The following is a 16,853-nucleotide window of genomic DNA, read 5'->3' on the forward strand; positions in this document are numbered from 1 at the left end:
CTTTAGAACGTTTCAAAGAAATTAAATTATCATTTCCTTATCAATCCATAACTAGTAATATATACAAAACAACCATTGCTATTTTTTTGTCTGAAGTTTTACACAATGCTATAAAAGAAGATGGTAAAAACGACACTTTATTTACCTATTTAGAAACCGCTTTTAATTGGCTCGATCATCACGAAGAAACTTCAAATTTTCACTTAATTTTTTTACTTCAATTAACACGTTATTTAGGTTTTTATCCTCAAAACAGCTCAGAATATGAATATTTTGAGTTAACAGAAGGTGTTTTTATTCCTTTCGAAAGTGCAAGTTGTTTATCAAAAGAGCAAACAACTCTTTTTAAGTCACTTATTGATTTAAAATTTGAAGACGACCAAAAGATTTTTACTGGTTTCCAAAGACAAATTTTACTAAACATTCTCATTGATTACTACAGTTTAAACATTGAAGGATTTAAAAAACCAAAGTCATTAAGTGTTTTAAAAGAAGTTTTCAGTTAAATCTAAATTAACTTTTGCCTTTTCTCTTTTGCCTTTTCTTTCGAATTCATTACTTTCGCAAATTGATTTAAGAAAACGACAAAAATGAGTGCTAAATTTACTGAATACAAAGGACTTGACTTGCCAACTGTGGCTTCTGAAGTTCTTGATTTTTGGAAAAAAAATAACATCTTTGAACAATCGGTAACTTCTCGCGAAGGAGCTACACCTTACGTGTTTTTTGAAGGACCACCATCTGCAAACGGTTTGCCGGGAATTCACCACGTGATGGCGCGTGCGATTAAAGATATTTTTTGTCGTTACAAAACTCAAAAAGGGTACCAAGTTAAGCGTAAAGCAGGTTGGGATACCCACGGTTTACCTGTAGAATTAGGTACCGAAAAAGAATTAGGCATTACTAAAGAAGATATCGGAAAAACGATTTCGGTTACTGAATACAACGAAGCGTGTAAAAGAACCGTTATGCGTTATACAGATGTTTGGAACGACCTTACCGAAAAAATGGGATATTGGGTTGATATGGAAGATCCGTATGTTACTTACAAATCCAAATACATGGAAACGGTTTGGTGGTTGTTAAAACAAATTTATAACAAAGATTTACTTTACAAAGGTTATACTATTCAGCCTTATTCGCCAAAAGCGGGAACAGGATTATCTTCGCACGAAGTAAACCAACCAGGTTCTTATCGTGATGTTACGGATACCACTATTGTAGCTCAGTTTAAAACAAAAGATGAGACATTGCCAAGCTTCTTACAAGGTTTTGGAACGGTTCATTTCTTAGCTTGGACAACAACTCCTTGGACATTGCCATCGAACACAGCTTTAACAGTTGGTCCAAAAATCGATTATGTTTTAGTAAAAACCTTCAATCAATATACTTTTGAACCTATCAATGTTGTTTTAGCTAAACCTTTAGTTGGAAAACAATTTGGCGGAAAGTATTTTGTAGCTGAGTCTGAAGAAGATTTTGCTAATTATAAATCAGAAGATAAAAAGATTCCTTACCAAATTTTAACTGAAGCAAAAGGTGCTGATTTAGTTGGAATCAAATACGAGCAATTATTACCATTAGCGTTACCTTATCAAAATCCAGAAAATGCTTTTAGAGTAATTTCAGGAGATTTCGTTACTACGGAAGATGGAACAGGTATCGTTCACACTGCGCCAACATTTGGTGCAGATGATGCTAAAGTAGCAAAAGAAGCTTCACCAGAAGTTCCGCCAATGTTAGTTTTAGACGAAAACGGAAATCCGGTGCCATTAGTAGATTTGCAAGGTAAGTTTGTAGCTCAAATGGGAGATTTCGCAGGGAAATATGTAAAGAATGAATATTACAACGATGGCGAAGCTCCTGAGAAATCAGTAGATGTTGAAATCGCTATTCGTTTAAAAGAAGAAAACAAAGCCTTTAAGGTTGAAAAATATGTACACAGTTACCCACATTGTTGGAGAACAGACAAACCAATTTTATATTATCCATTAGATTCTTGGTTTATTAAAGTAACTGAGATCAAAGATAGAATGTTCGATTTGAACGAAACGATTAACTGGAAACCAAAAGCTACAGGAGAAGGTCGTTTCGGAAATTGGTTGAAAAATGCAAACGATTGGAATTTATCGCGTTCACGTTATTGGGGAATTCCATTACCAATTTGGAGAACAGAAGATAAAACAGAAGAGATCTGCGTTGGTTCTGTTGAAGAATTGTACAATGAAATTGAAAAAGCGGTTGCTGCTGGTTTCATGAGCGAGAACCCATACAAAGGTTTCCAAATCGGAAATATGGACGAAACGAACTACGATTTAGTGGATTTACACAAAAATATTGTAGATAATATTGTTTTAATTTCTCCTTCTGGAAAACCAATGAACCGTGAAACGGATTTAATTGACGTTTGGTTCGATTCAGGGGCAATGCCTTATGCACAATGGCATTATCCGTTCGAAAACAAATCATATATCGATAACAATGAGGCTTTTCCAGCTGATTTTATTGCGGAAGGAGTAGATCAAACTCGTGGATGGTTCTATACGTTACATGCGATTGGAACTCTAGTTTTTGATAAAATTGCTTATAAAAATGTGGTTTCAAACGGATTGGTTTTAGACAAAAACGGACAAAAGATGTCGAAACGTTTAGGAAATGCTGTTGATCCTTTTAAAACACTAGAAGAATTTGGTCCAGATGCAACACGTTGGTACATGATTTCCAATGCAAATCCTTGGGACAACTTAAAATTTGATATCGAAGGTGTGGCTGAAGTAAGAAGAAAATTCTTTGGAACACTTTATAATACGTATTCGTTCTTTGCGTTATATGCTAATATCGATGGTTTCAAATACAACGAAGCCGAAGTTCCATTAAACGAAAGACCAGAAATCGACCGTTGGATTTTATCTGAATTACATACGTTAATTCAATTAGTAGATGAAGCGTATGCGGATTATGAACCAACAAAAGCTGCTCGTGCTATTTCTGATTTCGTTCAAGAAAACTTGAGTAACTGGTACGTTCGTTTATGTAGAAGAAGATTCTGGAAAGGCGATTATGCCCAAGATAAAATTGCGGCTTATCAAACACTTTATACATGTTTGGTGACTGTAGCGAAACTTTCGGCTCCAATTGCTCCGTTCTTCATGGACAAACTTTACAGAGATTTAACACAAGCTACAGGTTCTGAATCTTTTGAAAGCGTACATTTGGCCGAGTTTCCAAAAATGGTTGAAAACTTTGTTGATAAGTCATTAGAAAGTAAAATGATGAAAGCGCAAACGGTTTCTTCGTTAGTTTTATCACTTCGTAAGAAGGAAATGATTAAAGTACGTCAACCTTTGCAAAGGGTTATGATTCCTGTACTTGACGACAATCAGCGTGCTGAAATTGAGGCAGTTTCTGACCTAATTAAAGCAGAGGTAAACGTGAAAGAAATTGAGTTGTTAGGTGATGCTTCAGGCGTTTTAGTGAAGCAAATTAAACCTAATTTTAAAGCTTTAGGACCGCGTTTTGGTAAAGATATGGGATTGATTTCCAAAGAGATACAAAATTTTACGCAAGAACAAATTAATAAAATTGAACAAGAAGGCGAGATAATACTTGACATTTCAGGAAAAAGTGTTAATTTAACAACCGAAGATGTAGAGATTTCGTCACAAGATATTCCAGGATGGTTAGTGGCTAATGCAAATGGAATTACAGTAGCGTTAGATATCACAATTTCTGAAGAATTACGAAATGAAGGGATAGCCCGCGAACTTGTAAATAGAATTCAAAACATTCGTAAAGATTCTGGTTTTGAGGTAACCGATAAAATTAAAGTTCAATTAGAGAGTGAGCCAACAATTGAAATAGCTGTTAAGGCAAATGAGGATTACATAAAATCAGAAACTTTAACAAACGAACTTGTTTTTGTACAAGAATTAAAAAATGGTACGGAAATTGAGTTTGATGATTTAAAAACAGTAGTATTAATTTCTAAATAGTTTGAAACCAATTTATTGGTTCCATCAGACTGAAATTTAAAACAATTTAAAACTGATGAAATTATGGTTGAAGAAAAATTAAGATATTCAGATGCAGATTTAGCAGAATTCAAAGAATTGATTTTAGCTAAAATGGAAAAAGCAAAAGCCGATTTAGAATTGATAAAGAGTGCTTACATGAATGATTTAAACAACGGTACTGATGATACATCACCTACGTTTAAAGCATTTGAAGAAGGCAGTGAAACCATGTCAAAAGAAGCTAATTCGCAGTTAGCAACACGTCAAGAAAAGTTTATTCGCGATCTTAAGAATGCTTTAATAAGAATTGAAAATAAAACTTACGGAGTTTGTAAAGTAACTGGTAAATTAATTAGTAAAGAGAGATTAAGAGTTGTTCCTCATGCTACAATGAGTATTGAAGCTAAAAATTTACAACGTTAAGATCTATATAAAAAAGTTAAAACGCTCCTAATGGGGCGTTTTTTTGTGGAATAAAATCTATATTTTTGCTCAAAATTCAAAACATGTCGTTAAAAAAGGCCTATATATTAGTTTTTCTAGTTTTAATAATCGATCAAGTATCAAAAATTTATATTAAAACACATTTCTTTATTGGTGAATCTATTAAAGTTATGGGTTTAGATTGGTTTCAAATTCATTTTATTGAGAACGAAGGAATGGCTTGGGGAGCTGTTATACCTGGAGAATATGGTAAATTATTTTTAACGCTTTTTAGAATTGTTGCTGTTGGAGGAATAGGTTGGTGGTTATGGGATTCTGTTAGAAAAAATGCTTCTAATTATTTAAAAGTTGCGATTGCCTTAATATTGGCAGGTGCTGTAGGAAACATTATTGATTCGGTTTTTTATGGCGTTATCTTTAACGATAGCTATCATCAAGTAGCTACTTTATTTTCTGATGAACCTTATGGAAGATGGTTTCACGGTGAAGTAGTTGATATGTTGTATTTTCCTATTTGGGAAGGAAATTTACCTTCTTGGTTACCTGTTTGGGGTGGTAAACCTTTCTCGTTCTTTAACGCCATTTTTAATGTTGCAGATGTTGCTATTTCAACAGGAGTAGGAATCTTAATTGTCTTTAATAAGAAAGCTTTTGGGAAATAAAAGCAATATATAAAAAGAAAAAGCCAACAATCGTTGGCTTTTTCTTTTATTTTCTCTTCTTTTTTGTCCTGGTGCATAAGGTTTTGCGCTTTTAGAACCAGTAACTTTTTTCATTTGCCCAGGAGGCAATGGTTTCGATTTTTTATGTCCATGTCTATGATGAACATGACAACTATCTAACCCGACTACTAGCATTAAAGCAAATAATGCTAATAGTAATTTTTTTAAAATGTTCTTTTTCATTTGTTTTGGGGTAAAATTCGAGCGAATATACTTCTAAAAATCAAATTTCAAAACATTTATCGGAGTTGCCATAAAGTCTAATTTTAATTACTTCTAGTTTGGTATTTAATTGTCCTAAATAATTTTTCGTCAGTTCAAGTTCCCGATTTATCGGGAGTATCGAGATTAAGGAAGATGTTATTTTTTTTCTAAAATTGAAACCATAGTTTCAAGGTTTTTTATTTCAATTTCTTTTCGTAGTAATTCTTCTTTTAGTGTATCATTATCTTTTAAAGAAGTATCATTTATAAAAACAACTGGACTAACATTAAAAATTACACATAAATTTTTTAAATAAACGCCCCAAGTTTTACAACCACCATTTTCTAAGCGTGCATAAGCAGATTGCGAGATACATAGCTTATCTGCAATTTCTTCTTGAGTGAATCCTTTAGATTTTCTTAGTTGTTTTAATTGTTGCGTGTGAAACATTTTTATAAATGTTAACAGGATATGTAGCAAATCTATTTTTTTTTTTTGATTTTTATAAGGAAAATTTAAATTTTAACATTTGGTATAGAAAAACTGTAACAAATGTTAAAGTTATGAGCTGTTATGCAAAAAACGCATAAAATTACCCGTTATTTGCATAAGACAACTTTTAAAAACCTTTTAGTTTTACACTATTGTTTAACTAAAAATTTTATTCTTATGAAAAAATGGTTTTAACGCTAGCTTTAGTGCTAGTAGGAAGTTTTGCTTTTGCTAATAATGATTTGAATTTAAATATAGAAGTTCAAATTCAAAATGTAAAAATGATTAAAGAACAATGGTATAAAGCAACCTGTACTAATGGTTCTGTTTATTATTTTCAAGCTGAAAATATGACTACAGCAGAGTATATGGCAAAATTTATTTGTTCACAAAGTATTTTAAATAATTAATTTTTATATGATGAAAAAATTTTTATCGATAGGTCTTATGTTTGTTTTGTTTTCAGCATTTACCAAAGAAACTAAAACAATTAAAGCACAATGGTGGAAAGTTACTTGTTCAGATGGCAGTGTGCATTATTTTCAATGTGATTGCACAGAAGGTGTGGCATGGGCTATAGCCTCATTTCAGTGTAAACCTTTATAACCTTAGCTATAAAGATGTTGTTTAGATATATTTTTTTGTTATTATTTGTTTCTAATGTTTTTTCACAAGAGAAAGGACTTGTCTATTATGGTTTTATAGATGCAATAGGAATTGGTAATTCTAAAGGACCTGATTATAATTCTTACTTATTATTTAATAAGGAACAATCTTATTACGTAACATGTAAAGATAGTTTAGAAAATGTAATTGAAAAAGAAGCACAAAAGACTTATGAAAATGAAGAAGGTGGAGGAGCAATTTATAATGGACTTAAGGTTAGTGAAAAAGGCGATCAAGTAGTTTATCACATAGAAAAAACACTATGTGGTCTAATTTTTTGTATGAGAAACAAATTTATGTAAAAGAAGTTGCACCAAAAATAGATTGGAAAATAGGTAAAGAGACTAAAAAGATTGGAGTTTTTAATTGCAAAAGAGCAACTGCTAATTTTAGAGGTAGAAATTATACCGCATGGTTTACTACTGAAATCCCTTTGCCCTTTGGTCCTTGGAAATTTCAAGGCTTGCCTGGATTAATCTTAGAAGTTTATGATACTAATAAAAATGTTCATTGGTATTTTAAAACAATTGAATATCCTTCAAAAAGCAATGAAAAATTAAAGTATATTTCTAAGCCTGTAAAAGAAAAATTAAATTCTTATTCTGAGTATAAGCTACTTCAAAAAAAAATTAAAGAAAAAGCAACGGACAAGAATAAGTTAATAAGTAAACAGTTCCCAGGAGTTACTTTTATTGACCCTGAAATTAAACAAATGTTTATAGAGTGTGAGGAATAATATGAAGTTTCTTATTTCATTGCTTTTTATAAATTTCTCTTTTTCGCAAGAAATAACTTTAAAAGGTAATATTACAGATAACCAAAACAGAGGCATTCAAAGTGCTTCTGTTTCTGTATTAGATGAAAATGAAGATATTTTAGGGTATAGTTTTACTAATGAAAATGGTGAATATCTTATTTCTTTTGATAAACCAACCAACAATACCATAATTGTTGAAGTAGCTTGTTTAGGATTTCAAAAAGCCTCTAAAAAAATAGATAATAACACAAATAGTACTTTTAATTTTCAATTAGAAGATAAAATTGAAAATTTACAAGAGGTTGTTGTAGAATCAGGAAAAAAAATAAGAATAGAACAAGATACTACAAGTATCAAAGTCGCTTCATTTGGTAACAAAACCGAGCAAACCGTTGAAGATATTTTAAAAAAATTACCAGGAATTGAAGTTTTAAAAGACGGCACTATAAAAGCACACGGTAAAGCCATTGATAAACTTTTAATTGAAGGCGAAGATATGTTTGATAAAAATTACAAATTATTGTCAAAAAATCTAAATGCAAAAGTGCTCGATGAAGTCCAAATTCTTGATAATTTTGAAGATAATCCCATTTTTAAAAAACTAAACAATTCTGATAAAGTAGCTTTAAACCTTAAACTTAAAAAGGGTTTACAAAATGTTTGGTTTGGTAATGTAACCTTAGGAAGTGGAATAGTTTCTGAAAATCGCTGGAGAGAAAGCTTAAATTTAGGATTACTAAAAAAGAAAATTAAGTTTTTCTATTTTGGCGATTATAATAATCTTGGTGAAAAAGCTACCGATTTAATTAATTCTAATGTAATTGACCGAAATAGTTTTGGTAACGATAGATTTGAATACAAGGCAAAATCGTTATATACAATTTCCAATAATGAAATTCAATTTTTTAGTAAATCGCAAAGTGTTTTTAATAAGGCATTTTTAAATTCCTTAAGCTTTAATTCTAAATTTAGAAAAAATCTTTCTTTACGAGGCGTGATTTATTTAGCAAATGACAATCAAAATCAAAATTCATTTGCCGAGACCAATTATAATTTAGAAAGTAATCCTGTTTCGTTTACCGAGAGTAATTTTTATAATAATAAAAAAACCTTAGCATCAACAGAATTAGAACTAAAATATACTCCAAACGATAAAAATTATATTACCAACTTATTTATTTTAAAAAACAACCCAAATAAAACGGCAAATAATTTATTGTTTAATTCGGATCAAATAAATCAGCATTCAAAAACGAATAATTACACTTTTTACAACCATTTTAATCACACCTATCAGGTTTCAGAGAATAAAGTGTTGAATAATTATTTTTATATTGGAAACGATAAAATAAATGAAAAATCGAGAATTGAATCTCCTTATTTAAATAGTTTTTTAAATGTAAACACTTCAGAAATTGTTACGCAACAGGCTAATAACAAATTGTTTTATATAGGGAATAAATCAAAATTAATTACCAAATTAAAAAAATTAGACATCACAAATAGTTTTCAATTTGAATTCAATAATGAAAAGTTTGAAAATGATTTCATTGCAGAAAATCAGAACATTCCAACTTATGAAAACAATTCAGAACTAAGGCAATTTTCAATAGTACAAGACAACACATTTCGCTATAATTTTTCTAAAAAAATAGATATTACAGCTAACGTAAACTTTCAGAATACAATGTTTAATAATAACAATTCTGAAACTAATATTTTTTATATCAACCCATCACTTTATTTTAATATAAAGAAAACAGGTTTTGGAAATTTTACAGTTTCTTATTCAGAGAATAATAGTTTACCTGAAATTAATCAGTTAACCACAAATTTTCAGTTAACAGATTATCGTAGTTTTTTAATTGGTACAAACTATCAAAAACCGCTAAACACCGCTACAACATCATTTAATTATTATTTTTATAATGATGAAAAAAGGTATTCTATAAATACAAGTTTGTTCTATATAAATTCAAAATCTATTTTAAATACATCAAGCAATTTAACGGATGATTTTAACTTCAATTCATATATTCAAACTAAAGGAAGCGAAAGTTATAATTTCAATTTTGCAATTGTTAATTACATTCGTAAAATAAAATTAGCCTCTAAAATTGAAACAAATAATAGTTGGACAACAATTCCTTTAAATGTAAATTCAACTGAATTTGAAACTTCTAAAGGTTTTACAAACAATATAAAATACAGCGGAACTACTTATTTTAAGTTGCCAATAAATTTTGATTTTGGATATTCTTATAATTATTTTCAATCTGATTTTCAAGGAATAAAAACAGAAAACATCACTAAGGATGCTTTTTTAAATGCGAATTATAAAATTTCAAAAACTATTTTAGCCGAAAGTAATAATTCCCTTTATTTTGTAAATAATCAATCTTATTTCTTTAGTAATTTGGTTTTTAGTTATACACCTAAAGAAAGTAGATTTTCATATAGATTTTTATTTAATAATATATTGAACGAAAACGAATATACCTATATTTCTATAAATAATTATGCGTATTATAAGTCAAGTATCCAACTTGTGCCTCGTTACTTATTAGGAACAGTTACTTTTAGATTTTAAAACTTAAAAATTTCTTTATTCGTCACACAAAAATCTAATTTCACATCGGTTTCTATAACATCTTCAATTTGTTCTTCGGGTTCAAAAAAAGAAAGCCCAACTTTAATTACATCGGGTTTGCATTGGCTCAGAAATTTGTCGTAAAAGCCTTTGCCATAACCTACGCGATTTCCTTGTTTGTCATACGCTAAAAGCGGTACAAAAACCACATCAATCATTTCCGTAGGAACAGGCAAACCATTTACAGGTTCGGGAATGTTGTATTCGTTTTTTACAATTTTAGTGTTATCGGTCAATAAAAAATGCGACATTTCTCGTGTGTCAAAAGCACTTTTCGAAATCACAACTTCTTTATCTTTTCCCGCTAAAATTTGTAAAATAAATTCGGTGTCTACTTCATTTTGTTCTACTATTGGTAAGAAAATATGATAATACGTTTTGTCCCAAACCTGCCTAGCCTCAGGCAAGGTGGCTAAACGCAATAAATTGTTAGCAATTGCCAAACTCTTTTCTTCAATTTCTTCTAAAGACAGTTTTTTTCTTGCTTCTTTACTCTTTTTTCTTGCTTCTGATTTATTCATTTATAGCTAATTTCAAATCATCTATAAAAGTAGTTAAATGATCAATTTCTACGTGATCCATTAAGACAATTTTATACCATTTGTTGTGTTCGTTATGTTGCTGGGGAACCAAATCGTATTTTTCGGCAATTTCATGCGGAATATTTTCAGCGTGAATGGTAACCAAATTCATAAAAGGTTCACGAAAATATTCAATGTTGAGTTTGTCTAATTCGTCACATAAAAATTGCGTACGCATTTGTAAAACGCTAATTTTTTCAAACCAGCCGTAAGCGCCGTAAGTGAATAAAATCATCCAAACGGCAACTGCATTTGCTCCCGAACGACTTCCGCAAAGAGTTAAATCCATGCCTTCAACATATTCGGCTTCTTTGGTCAATACATTTTCAATTAAACCTTTTCGGCAAATAAAAACTCCGGTTCCATAAGGCGCTTGTAGCATTTTATGAGCATCAATGGTAATCGAACTAATCTTGGGATTGCTAAAGTTTATTTTAGATTCTTTATTGCTAAACGGATACACAAATCCACCGTAAGCGCCGTCAATGTGTAATTTGTATGGAACGTTGTATTTTTCTAAAACATCAGTATAAACATCAGGGTTGTCAACTGAACCAAACATAGTCGTCGCCATATTGGCCACAGCCATGAAATATCTCTTTCCATTTTTGATAGCGGTTTCTACTATGGTTCCCAATTGTTCTTTTTGGATTTCCCTTGTATTAAAATCAACGGGAACTTTAAGCCAATCGACTTGTAATAAATTGGAACCTTTTGGGATAGAATAATGTGTGTCTTCCGAAGCTAAAATGGCAATTTCGTTCAGTTTTGCATTATATGTATTGAAAAAGTAATTGCGAAAAACCCAAAGTGCCTGAATATTAGCTTCTGTTCCGCCGGGAGCAATGTAGCCGTCATATTCGTTTTCTTTGGCTTTAAAAATATCAATAGCAATAACATCTAATACTTCTCTTTCTATTTCTTGTGTGCCACAAAACGCTTTTTCAGAAGTGCCAAAAGTATGACAACCAATGTTATTCGGATTAGCAACGTATGTTTGCAAAGTAGGAGCATCTTTCAAAAAAGGAGCGTCGTCATAAAAAACGCGTCCGTCTAATTTAGAAGCCGGATAACCTAATGAAGCATCTTTTGAGAAGTTGACATTTTCTTGTAAAGCTTGTTGAATTCTATGTAAACGCTGTTCTTGCGTAAGTTTTTTCCAAAATTGCATACCTAAAATTTTTCCAAAGGTACAATCTTAGAGTTTTTCAAAAGATGACAAATGTTAGCTTTCCAAGTGGGTTGTAATATGAAAAATGGCATCACCTTGATAGACAAATGGTGCATGATTTACATTAATCAAATAACCTTCATTTGGCGATTTTACTTTGTGCTCCACTTTTCCATACGGATCAGAAATAGTAGCCAAAAGTTCGCCTTTTTTGACAAATGAACCAATTTGCGCTACACCATGAAACATTCCGGAATATTTTGCCCTAATCCAGTTCGATTTTTCAATATAAATAGAAGTATGTGGAGGTTCAGAAGCTTTTTTCTTTGGATTCAACATGCCTAAATGTTCTAAAAAACGCTTGCTTCCTTGTAAGGCTTCGTTGGTGATGTCTTCATTTAAGTCCAAAGATTTTCCACCTTCAAAAAGCAACATTTTTACTCCTAGTTTATCACAAGTGCTTCGAAATGAACCCGAAATGTTTTTGGAATACAAGGTAAAAGGAGCATGAAAAACTTCAGCTAATTCTTTGAGCTCTAGGTTTCCTTGTTCAATGCGAATTTGTGGTGCATTAAAACGTTGGGCACCGCCCGCATGAAAATCTATTACATAATTGATATTGGGTAAAATTTCTTTTACGATATAATACGCAAACCGACTGGCCAACGAACCGGTTTTACTTCCTGGAAAAACTCGGTTTAAGTCGCGCTTGTCCGGAAATTCTCGTGTTTGGTTCACAAAACCAAAAATATTGATGATAGGAATACAAATAATAGTGCCTTTTTTCGGTTTGTTCAACTTTTTTGTAATTATCTGGCGCACAGTTTCGGTACCATTAATTTCATCGCCATGTAAACCTGCTGAGAAAAGAACTGTGGGACCCGCAACTCTTGAACGTTCAATGATAATGGGAATTTTAAGCTTATTCATAGTATGTAATTTGGCAATTTCCATACTAATGGTTCTACTTTCTCCGGGTAAAATAGTCTCACCAAAAAGGTGTAAAGGTCTTATCTCATTCATGTTACCAAAAATATAAAAATAGCCGATAAAAAAAACAATTCTTTTATCTTTGTTGTTCATTCTTTTCTTCAAAAAATGCAGTCGCCACTAGAACTTCAAATACAAACTTTACCCGATGGTCCCGGAGTGTATCAATACTATGATAAAGATGGGAAAATTCTTTATGTGGGTAAAGCCAAAAACTTAAAAAAAAGAGTTCAATCTTATTTCAGTAAACACCACGATAATTACAAAACTTCGGTTTTAGTAAAAAAGATAGTGTCTATCAAACATATTGTGGTTCCTACCGAAACCGATGCGTTGCTTTTAGAAAACAATTTGATCAAGAAGTTACAACCGCGCTATAATGTATTGTTGAAAGATGATAAAAGTTATCCGTGGATTTGTATTAAGAACGAAGCTTTTCCGAGAGTGTTTCAAACCCGAAAAATGATTAAAGACGGTTCGGAATATTTTGGACCTTACACGAGTGGAAAAACAGTTCACACCCTTCTCGATTTGATTAAAGAATTGTATCCGTTGCGAACGTGTAATTTCGATTTATCGAAAGCCAATATCGATTCTGGAAAATATAAAGTGTGTTTAGAATATCATATCGGAAATTGTAAAGGTCCGTGTGAAGGCTATCAAACGCTGCAAAATTATCAAGACCAAATTCAAGCGATTCGCGAAATTTTAAAAGGGAATTTCAAAGAAAGTTTGAAGGATTTCAAGAAGCTCATGATGGAATTAGCGGAAGACATGAAGTTTGAAGAAGCCCAAAAATAAAAGATAAAATTGATGTTTTAGAAAACTATCAGGCAAAATCAACCATTTTAAATCCGAAGATTACCAATATTGATGTGTTTTCCATTATTTCAGATGAAACGATGGCGTATGTTAACTTTTTACAGATTTCACACGGAGCCATTATTCGATCGCATACATTGGAACTGAAAAAGAAATTGGAAGAAACTGATCAGGAACTTTTAGAACTAGCCATTGTTGAATTGAGAGAGCGTTTCCATTTGCTTTCCAGAGAAATTATTGTGCCGTTTGAAGTCGATTTGGGCGAAAATATTAAAGTTACCGTACCAAAATTGGGCGACAAAAAACAAATTCTCGATTTGTCGGAACGTAATGCTAAACATTACCGATTAGATCAGTTGAAACAAATTAAAATTGTAGATCCTGATCGTCATGCCAATCGAATCATGGCGCAAATGAAGAAAGATTTACGACTTTCGGTTGAACCGCGTCATATTGAATGTTTTGATAACTCCAATATTCAAGGAACCAATCCGGTTGCAGCTTGTGTGGTTTTTAAAGACGGAAAACCGAGTAAAAAAGACTATCGTCATTTTAATATTAAAACAGTTGAAGGTCCAAACGATTTTGCTTCGATGGAAGAAGTGGTGTATCGAAGATACAAACGATTATTGGACGAAAATCAACCATTACCTCAGTTAATCATTATTGATGGTGGAAAAGGACAGTTGTCATCGGCCTTAAAAAGTTTAGACGATTTAGGATTGCGAGGAAAAATTGCAATTATTGGCATTGCCAAAAGATTAGAAGAACTGTTTTATCCGGAAGATCCAGTGCCTTTGTATTTAGATAAAAAATCGGAAACTTTAAAAACCATTCAGCATTTGCGAAACGAAGCACACCGATTTGGAATCACACATCACCGAGATAGAAGAAGTAAATCAGCTTTGCAAACTTCGTTAGAAACAATTCCTGGAATTGGCGAAAAAACGATGGTAACGTTACTTAAACATTTCAAAAGTGTTAAAAGGTTGCAAAATGCTACAGAAAATGAAATATCTGCAGTAGTTGGACTTTCAAAAGCCAAAAAAATTTCCGAATTTTACCAAACATTGAATCCTAAAAAGGAATGAAACATTTTTTCTTGTTCTTAAGCCTACTATTGATTCCCCAAATCAGCTTATCACAAGACATTGATTCGTTAAATCTAAATACCAAAAAACCCAAAATTGGAGTTGTTCTAAGTGGTGGTGGTGCAAAAGGTTTGGCGCATATTGGTGTGCTCAAAGTTATAGATTCGCTCGGTATAAAAGTAGATTATATTGGGGGAACAAGTATGGGTGCAATTATTGGAGGTTTGTATGCATCTGGATACAATGCGAAACAGTTAGATTCTATTTTTAGTAAAGTAGATACTGAAGCACTAATTCAAGATTATACGCCTAGAGATTCCAAGACGTTTTATGAAAAGCGTAATGATGAAATATATGCCTTAACCTTACCATTTGATAAGTTTAAAATTGGTTTACCTACAGCTCTTTCAAAAGGTTTATATAATTATAATTTATTGACAAGATTAACAATGCATGTTAGTCATGTTAATGAGTTTTCAAATTTACCGATACCATTTTTCTGTATAGCAACAGATGTTGAGACTGGTAAAGAAGTGGTTTTAGAATCTGGAATTTTACCACAAAGTATGATTGCCAGCGGTGCAATTCCGTCTTTATATAATCCGATAGAAATTGATGGTAAATTATTAGTTGATGGTGGAGTTGTGAATAATTATCCGGTAGAGCTTGTAAGGGCAAAAGGAGCTGATATAATAATTGGCGTTGATGTTCAAGATGGATTAAAAGACAAAGATAATTTAAAAGGAGCCACAGGGGTTTTGGTTCAAATTACTAATTTCTCGATGATAGAGAAAATGGAGTTAAAGCGAAAATTGACTGATATATATATTAAACCTGACATAAAAGGTTATAATGTGGTTTCATTCGACGAAGGTGAGGAAATTATCCCCAAAGGAGTTAAGGCGGCATTATCTCATATTGATGAACTAAAAAATTTTGAAAATATAAACTATAAAAATGAAGGCGTAACTAACTTTCAGGATTCAATTTTCATAAAAAAAATTCAAATAAATGGCAACCAAAATTATACAAGAGCTTATATTTTGGGGAAATTAAAAATTAAAGAAAATACAAAAGTAAGCTTGCGTGATCTACAAAAAGGAATTAACAATTTAAATGCTACACAAAATTTTTCTGCAATAAATTATGCATTTGAATATTTAAATGAAAATGGTGACAAGTTAATCGTTTATCTAACAGAAAAGAAGAACGATACCTATTTACGATTTGGAGTTCACTATGATGATTTATTTAAAACAGGTGTACTTTTAAATTACACAAAAAAGAACTTGATTGCTAAAAATGATGTTTTCTCATTCGATTTTGTAGTAGGCGACCATTTACGCTATAACTTTAATTATTACATTGATAATGGTTTTTATTGGAGTTTTGGTGTTAATTCAAAAATGCAAAAATTTAATAGAAATGTACCAAATGATTTTAATAATGGACTAACATTAAGTGATTTAGGTGTAAATTCGATTAATGTAGATTATCAAGATTTAACAAATCAGGCTTATCTTCAAACTTTATTTGCTCAAAAATTTTCTATAGGAGCTGGTTTAGAGCATAAATTATTAAAAATCGAATCAGAAACTGTAGCTAATATTAGACCCGTATTCGAAAATAGTGATTATTTATCGTTGTTTGGCTACATGAAATTCGATTCATTTGATCAAAAATACTTTCCAAGAAAAGGTTGGTATTTTAATGGTGAATTAAAGTATTTATTTTATTCTTCAGATTATAATAATGATTTTGAAAAGTTTACCATTGCAAAAGCAGACATGGGCTTTGCTCAAACATTTTTCAAGAAGATAACATTAAAAGTTCAGTCAGAAGGAGGTTTTCATGTAGGAGAAAAAACAACTAATTTTTTTGATTTTGCTTTAGGTGGATACGGATTCTTTCCTGTCAATAATTTGAGATCTTTTTATGGCTACGACAACATTAGCATTGTAGGTGACAGCTATGTAAAAGGATCAGTAACCTTAGATTACAGAATATTTAAAAAACATCATTTCAATGTGATTGCTAATTATGCAAATGTTGGTAATAAAATTTTTAATGCAACAGAGAATTGGTTTACAAAACCTACTTATTCAGGTTATGCTATCGGTTATGGTGTGGAGTCAATTATTGGGCCTGTAGAAATTAAGCATTCTTGGTCGCCAGAAACACATAAACATTTCACTTGGTTTAGTGTTGGATTTTGGTTTTAAAAAATTCAATTTTTTTTACGATATTTGT

14 protein-coding genes and 1 pseudogene are annotated in these 16,853 nt (G+C 31.4%); 10 read left to right on the forward strand and 5 right to left on the reverse strand.

Going from position 1 to position 16,853, the window contains the following annotated elements; translation table 11 throughout:
- Window positions 1-86 precede the first annotated feature (86 nt).
- The 4 genes from recO (at window position 87) to GCU34_RS11005 (ending at window position 5,119) form a co-directional block, all read left to right on the forward strand.
- On the forward strand, window positions 87-506 hold the full coding sequence (gene recO, locus GCU34_RS14280) for a DNA repair protein RecO (protein ID WP_317162509.1): 420 nt from the start codon (window positions 87-89) through the stop codon (window positions 504-506).
- 84 nt (window positions 507-590) lie between these two features.
- Window positions 591-3,992 carry an isoleucine--tRNA ligase gene (ileS, locus tag GCU34_RS10995; protein ID WP_072782095.1) on the forward strand — a complete coding sequence of 1,134 codons (3,402 nt, stop codon included), beginning with the start codon at window positions 591-593 and terminating at the stop codon, window positions 3,990-3,992.
- A 63-nt stretch (window positions 3,993-4,055) separates the two neighbouring features.
- Window positions 4,056-4,436: a TraR/DksA family transcriptional regulator gene (locus GCU34_RS11000; RefSeq protein ID WP_072782094.1), complete on the forward strand. Its 381-nt coding sequence runs from the start codon at window positions 4,056-4,058 to the stop codon at window positions 4,434-4,436.
- Window positions 4,437-4,519: 83 nt separating this feature from the next.
- Window positions 4,520-5,119 (forward strand): lipoprotein signal peptidase, encoded by a 600-nt coding sequence (locus GCU34_RS11005; protein ID WP_072782092.1) that lies wholly within the window; start codon window positions 4,520-4,522, stop codon window positions 5,117-5,119.
- Here the strand turns inward: GCU34_RS11005 and GCU34_RS11010 are convergent.
- Complete coding sequence (locus tag GCU34_RS11010; RefSeq protein ID WP_227658678.1) at window positions 5,084-5,362, reverse strand: hypothetical protein; 279 nt, start codon at window positions 5,360-5,362, stop codon at window positions 5,084-5,086. The genes GCU34_RS11005 and GCU34_RS11010 overlap by 36 nt on opposite strands.
- Window positions 5,363-5,539: 177 nt before the next feature.
- Window positions 5,540-5,833 (reverse strand): helix-turn-helix domain-containing protein, encoded by a 294-nt coding sequence (locus tag GCU34_RS11015; RefSeq protein WP_072782089.1) that lies wholly within the window; start codon window positions 5,831-5,833, stop codon window positions 5,540-5,542.
- A 227-nt stretch (window positions 5,834-6,060) separates the two neighbouring features.
- Here GCU34_RS11015 and GCU34_RS11020 point away from each other — a divergent pair, with 227 nt between their 5' ends.
- From GCU34_RS11020 to GCU34_RS11035, 4 genes are all read left to right on the forward strand, one after another.
- Window positions 6,061-6,285, forward strand: coding sequence for a hypothetical protein (locus GCU34_RS11020; protein WP_152378462.1), 225 nt, complete (start codon window positions 6,061-6,063; stop codon window positions 6,283-6,285).
- A gap of 210 nt (window positions 6,286-6,495) precedes the next feature.
- Complete coding sequence (locus GCU34_RS11025) at window positions 6,496-6,843, forward strand: hypothetical protein (protein WP_152378463.1); 348 nt, start codon at window positions 6,496-6,498, stop codon at window positions 6,841-6,843.
- Window positions 6,804-7,277, forward strand: a complete 474-nt coding sequence (locus tag GCU34_RS11030; RefSeq protein ID WP_152378464.1) for a GLPGLI family protein — start codon at window positions 6,804-6,806, stop codon at window positions 7,275-7,277. The genes GCU34_RS11025 and GCU34_RS11030 overlap by 40 nt, the downstream gene beginning before the upstream one ends.
- 1 nt (window position 7,278) lies before the next feature.
- On the forward strand, window positions 7,279-9,888 hold the full coding sequence (locus GCU34_RS11035; RefSeq protein WP_072782082.1) for a TonB-dependent receptor: 2,610 nt from the start codon (window positions 7,279-7,281) through the stop codon (window positions 9,886-9,888).
- Here GCU34_RS11035 and GCU34_RS11040 read toward each other — a convergent pair.
- Genes GCU34_RS11040 through GCU34_RS11050 form a run of 3 tightly spaced genes read right to left on the reverse strand, consistent with a single transcriptional unit; the run spans window position 9,885 to window position 12,723 of the window.
- Window positions 9,885-10,469, reverse strand: coding sequence for a 5-formyltetrahydrofolate cyclo-ligase (locus GCU34_RS11040; protein ID WP_072782080.1), 585 nt, complete (start codon window positions 10,467-10,469; stop codon window positions 9,885-9,887). The genes GCU34_RS11035 and GCU34_RS11040 overlap by 4 nt on opposite strands.
- On the reverse strand, window positions 10,462-11,700 hold the full coding sequence (locus tag GCU34_RS11045) for a pyridoxal-dependent decarboxylase (RefSeq protein ID WP_072782078.1): 1,239 nt from the start codon (window positions 11,698-11,700) through the stop codon (window positions 10,462-10,464). Before GCU34_RS11045 ends, GCU34_RS11040 begins: the two co-directional genes overlap by 8 nt.
- 54 nt (window positions 11,701-11,754) lie before the next feature.
- Window positions 11,755-12,723 carry a succinylglutamate desuccinylase/aspartoacylase family protein gene (locus GCU34_RS11050; protein WP_072783401.1) on the reverse strand — a complete coding sequence of 323 codons (969 nt, stop codon included), beginning with the start codon at window positions 12,721-12,723 and terminating at the stop codon, window positions 11,755-11,757.
- Window positions 12,724-12,798: 75 nt separating this feature from the next.
- Between GCU34_RS11050 and uvrC the strand changes: the two are divergent.
- Both uvrC and GCU34_RS11060 read left to right on the forward strand, forming a co-directional pair.
- A pseudogene (gene uvrC, locus GCU34_RS11055) lies at window positions 12,799-14,603 on the forward strand (excinuclease ABC subunit UvrC).
- The gene (locus GCU34_RS11060) at window positions 14,600-16,825 is read left to right on the forward strand and encodes a patatin-like phospholipase family protein (protein WP_072782074.1); all 2,226 of its coding nucleotides are present in this window, start codon (window positions 14,600-14,602) and stop codon (window positions 16,823-16,825) included. The pseudogene uvrC and the gene GCU34_RS11060 overlap by 4 nt, the downstream one beginning before the upstream one ends.
- Window positions 16,826-16,853: the final 28 nt, after the last annotated feature.

Source organism: Flavobacterium haoranii, from assembly GCF_009363055.1.
Classification (GTDB): domain Bacteria; phylum Bacteroidota; class Bacteroidia; order Flavobacteriales; family Flavobacteriaceae; genus Flavobacterium; species Flavobacterium haoranii.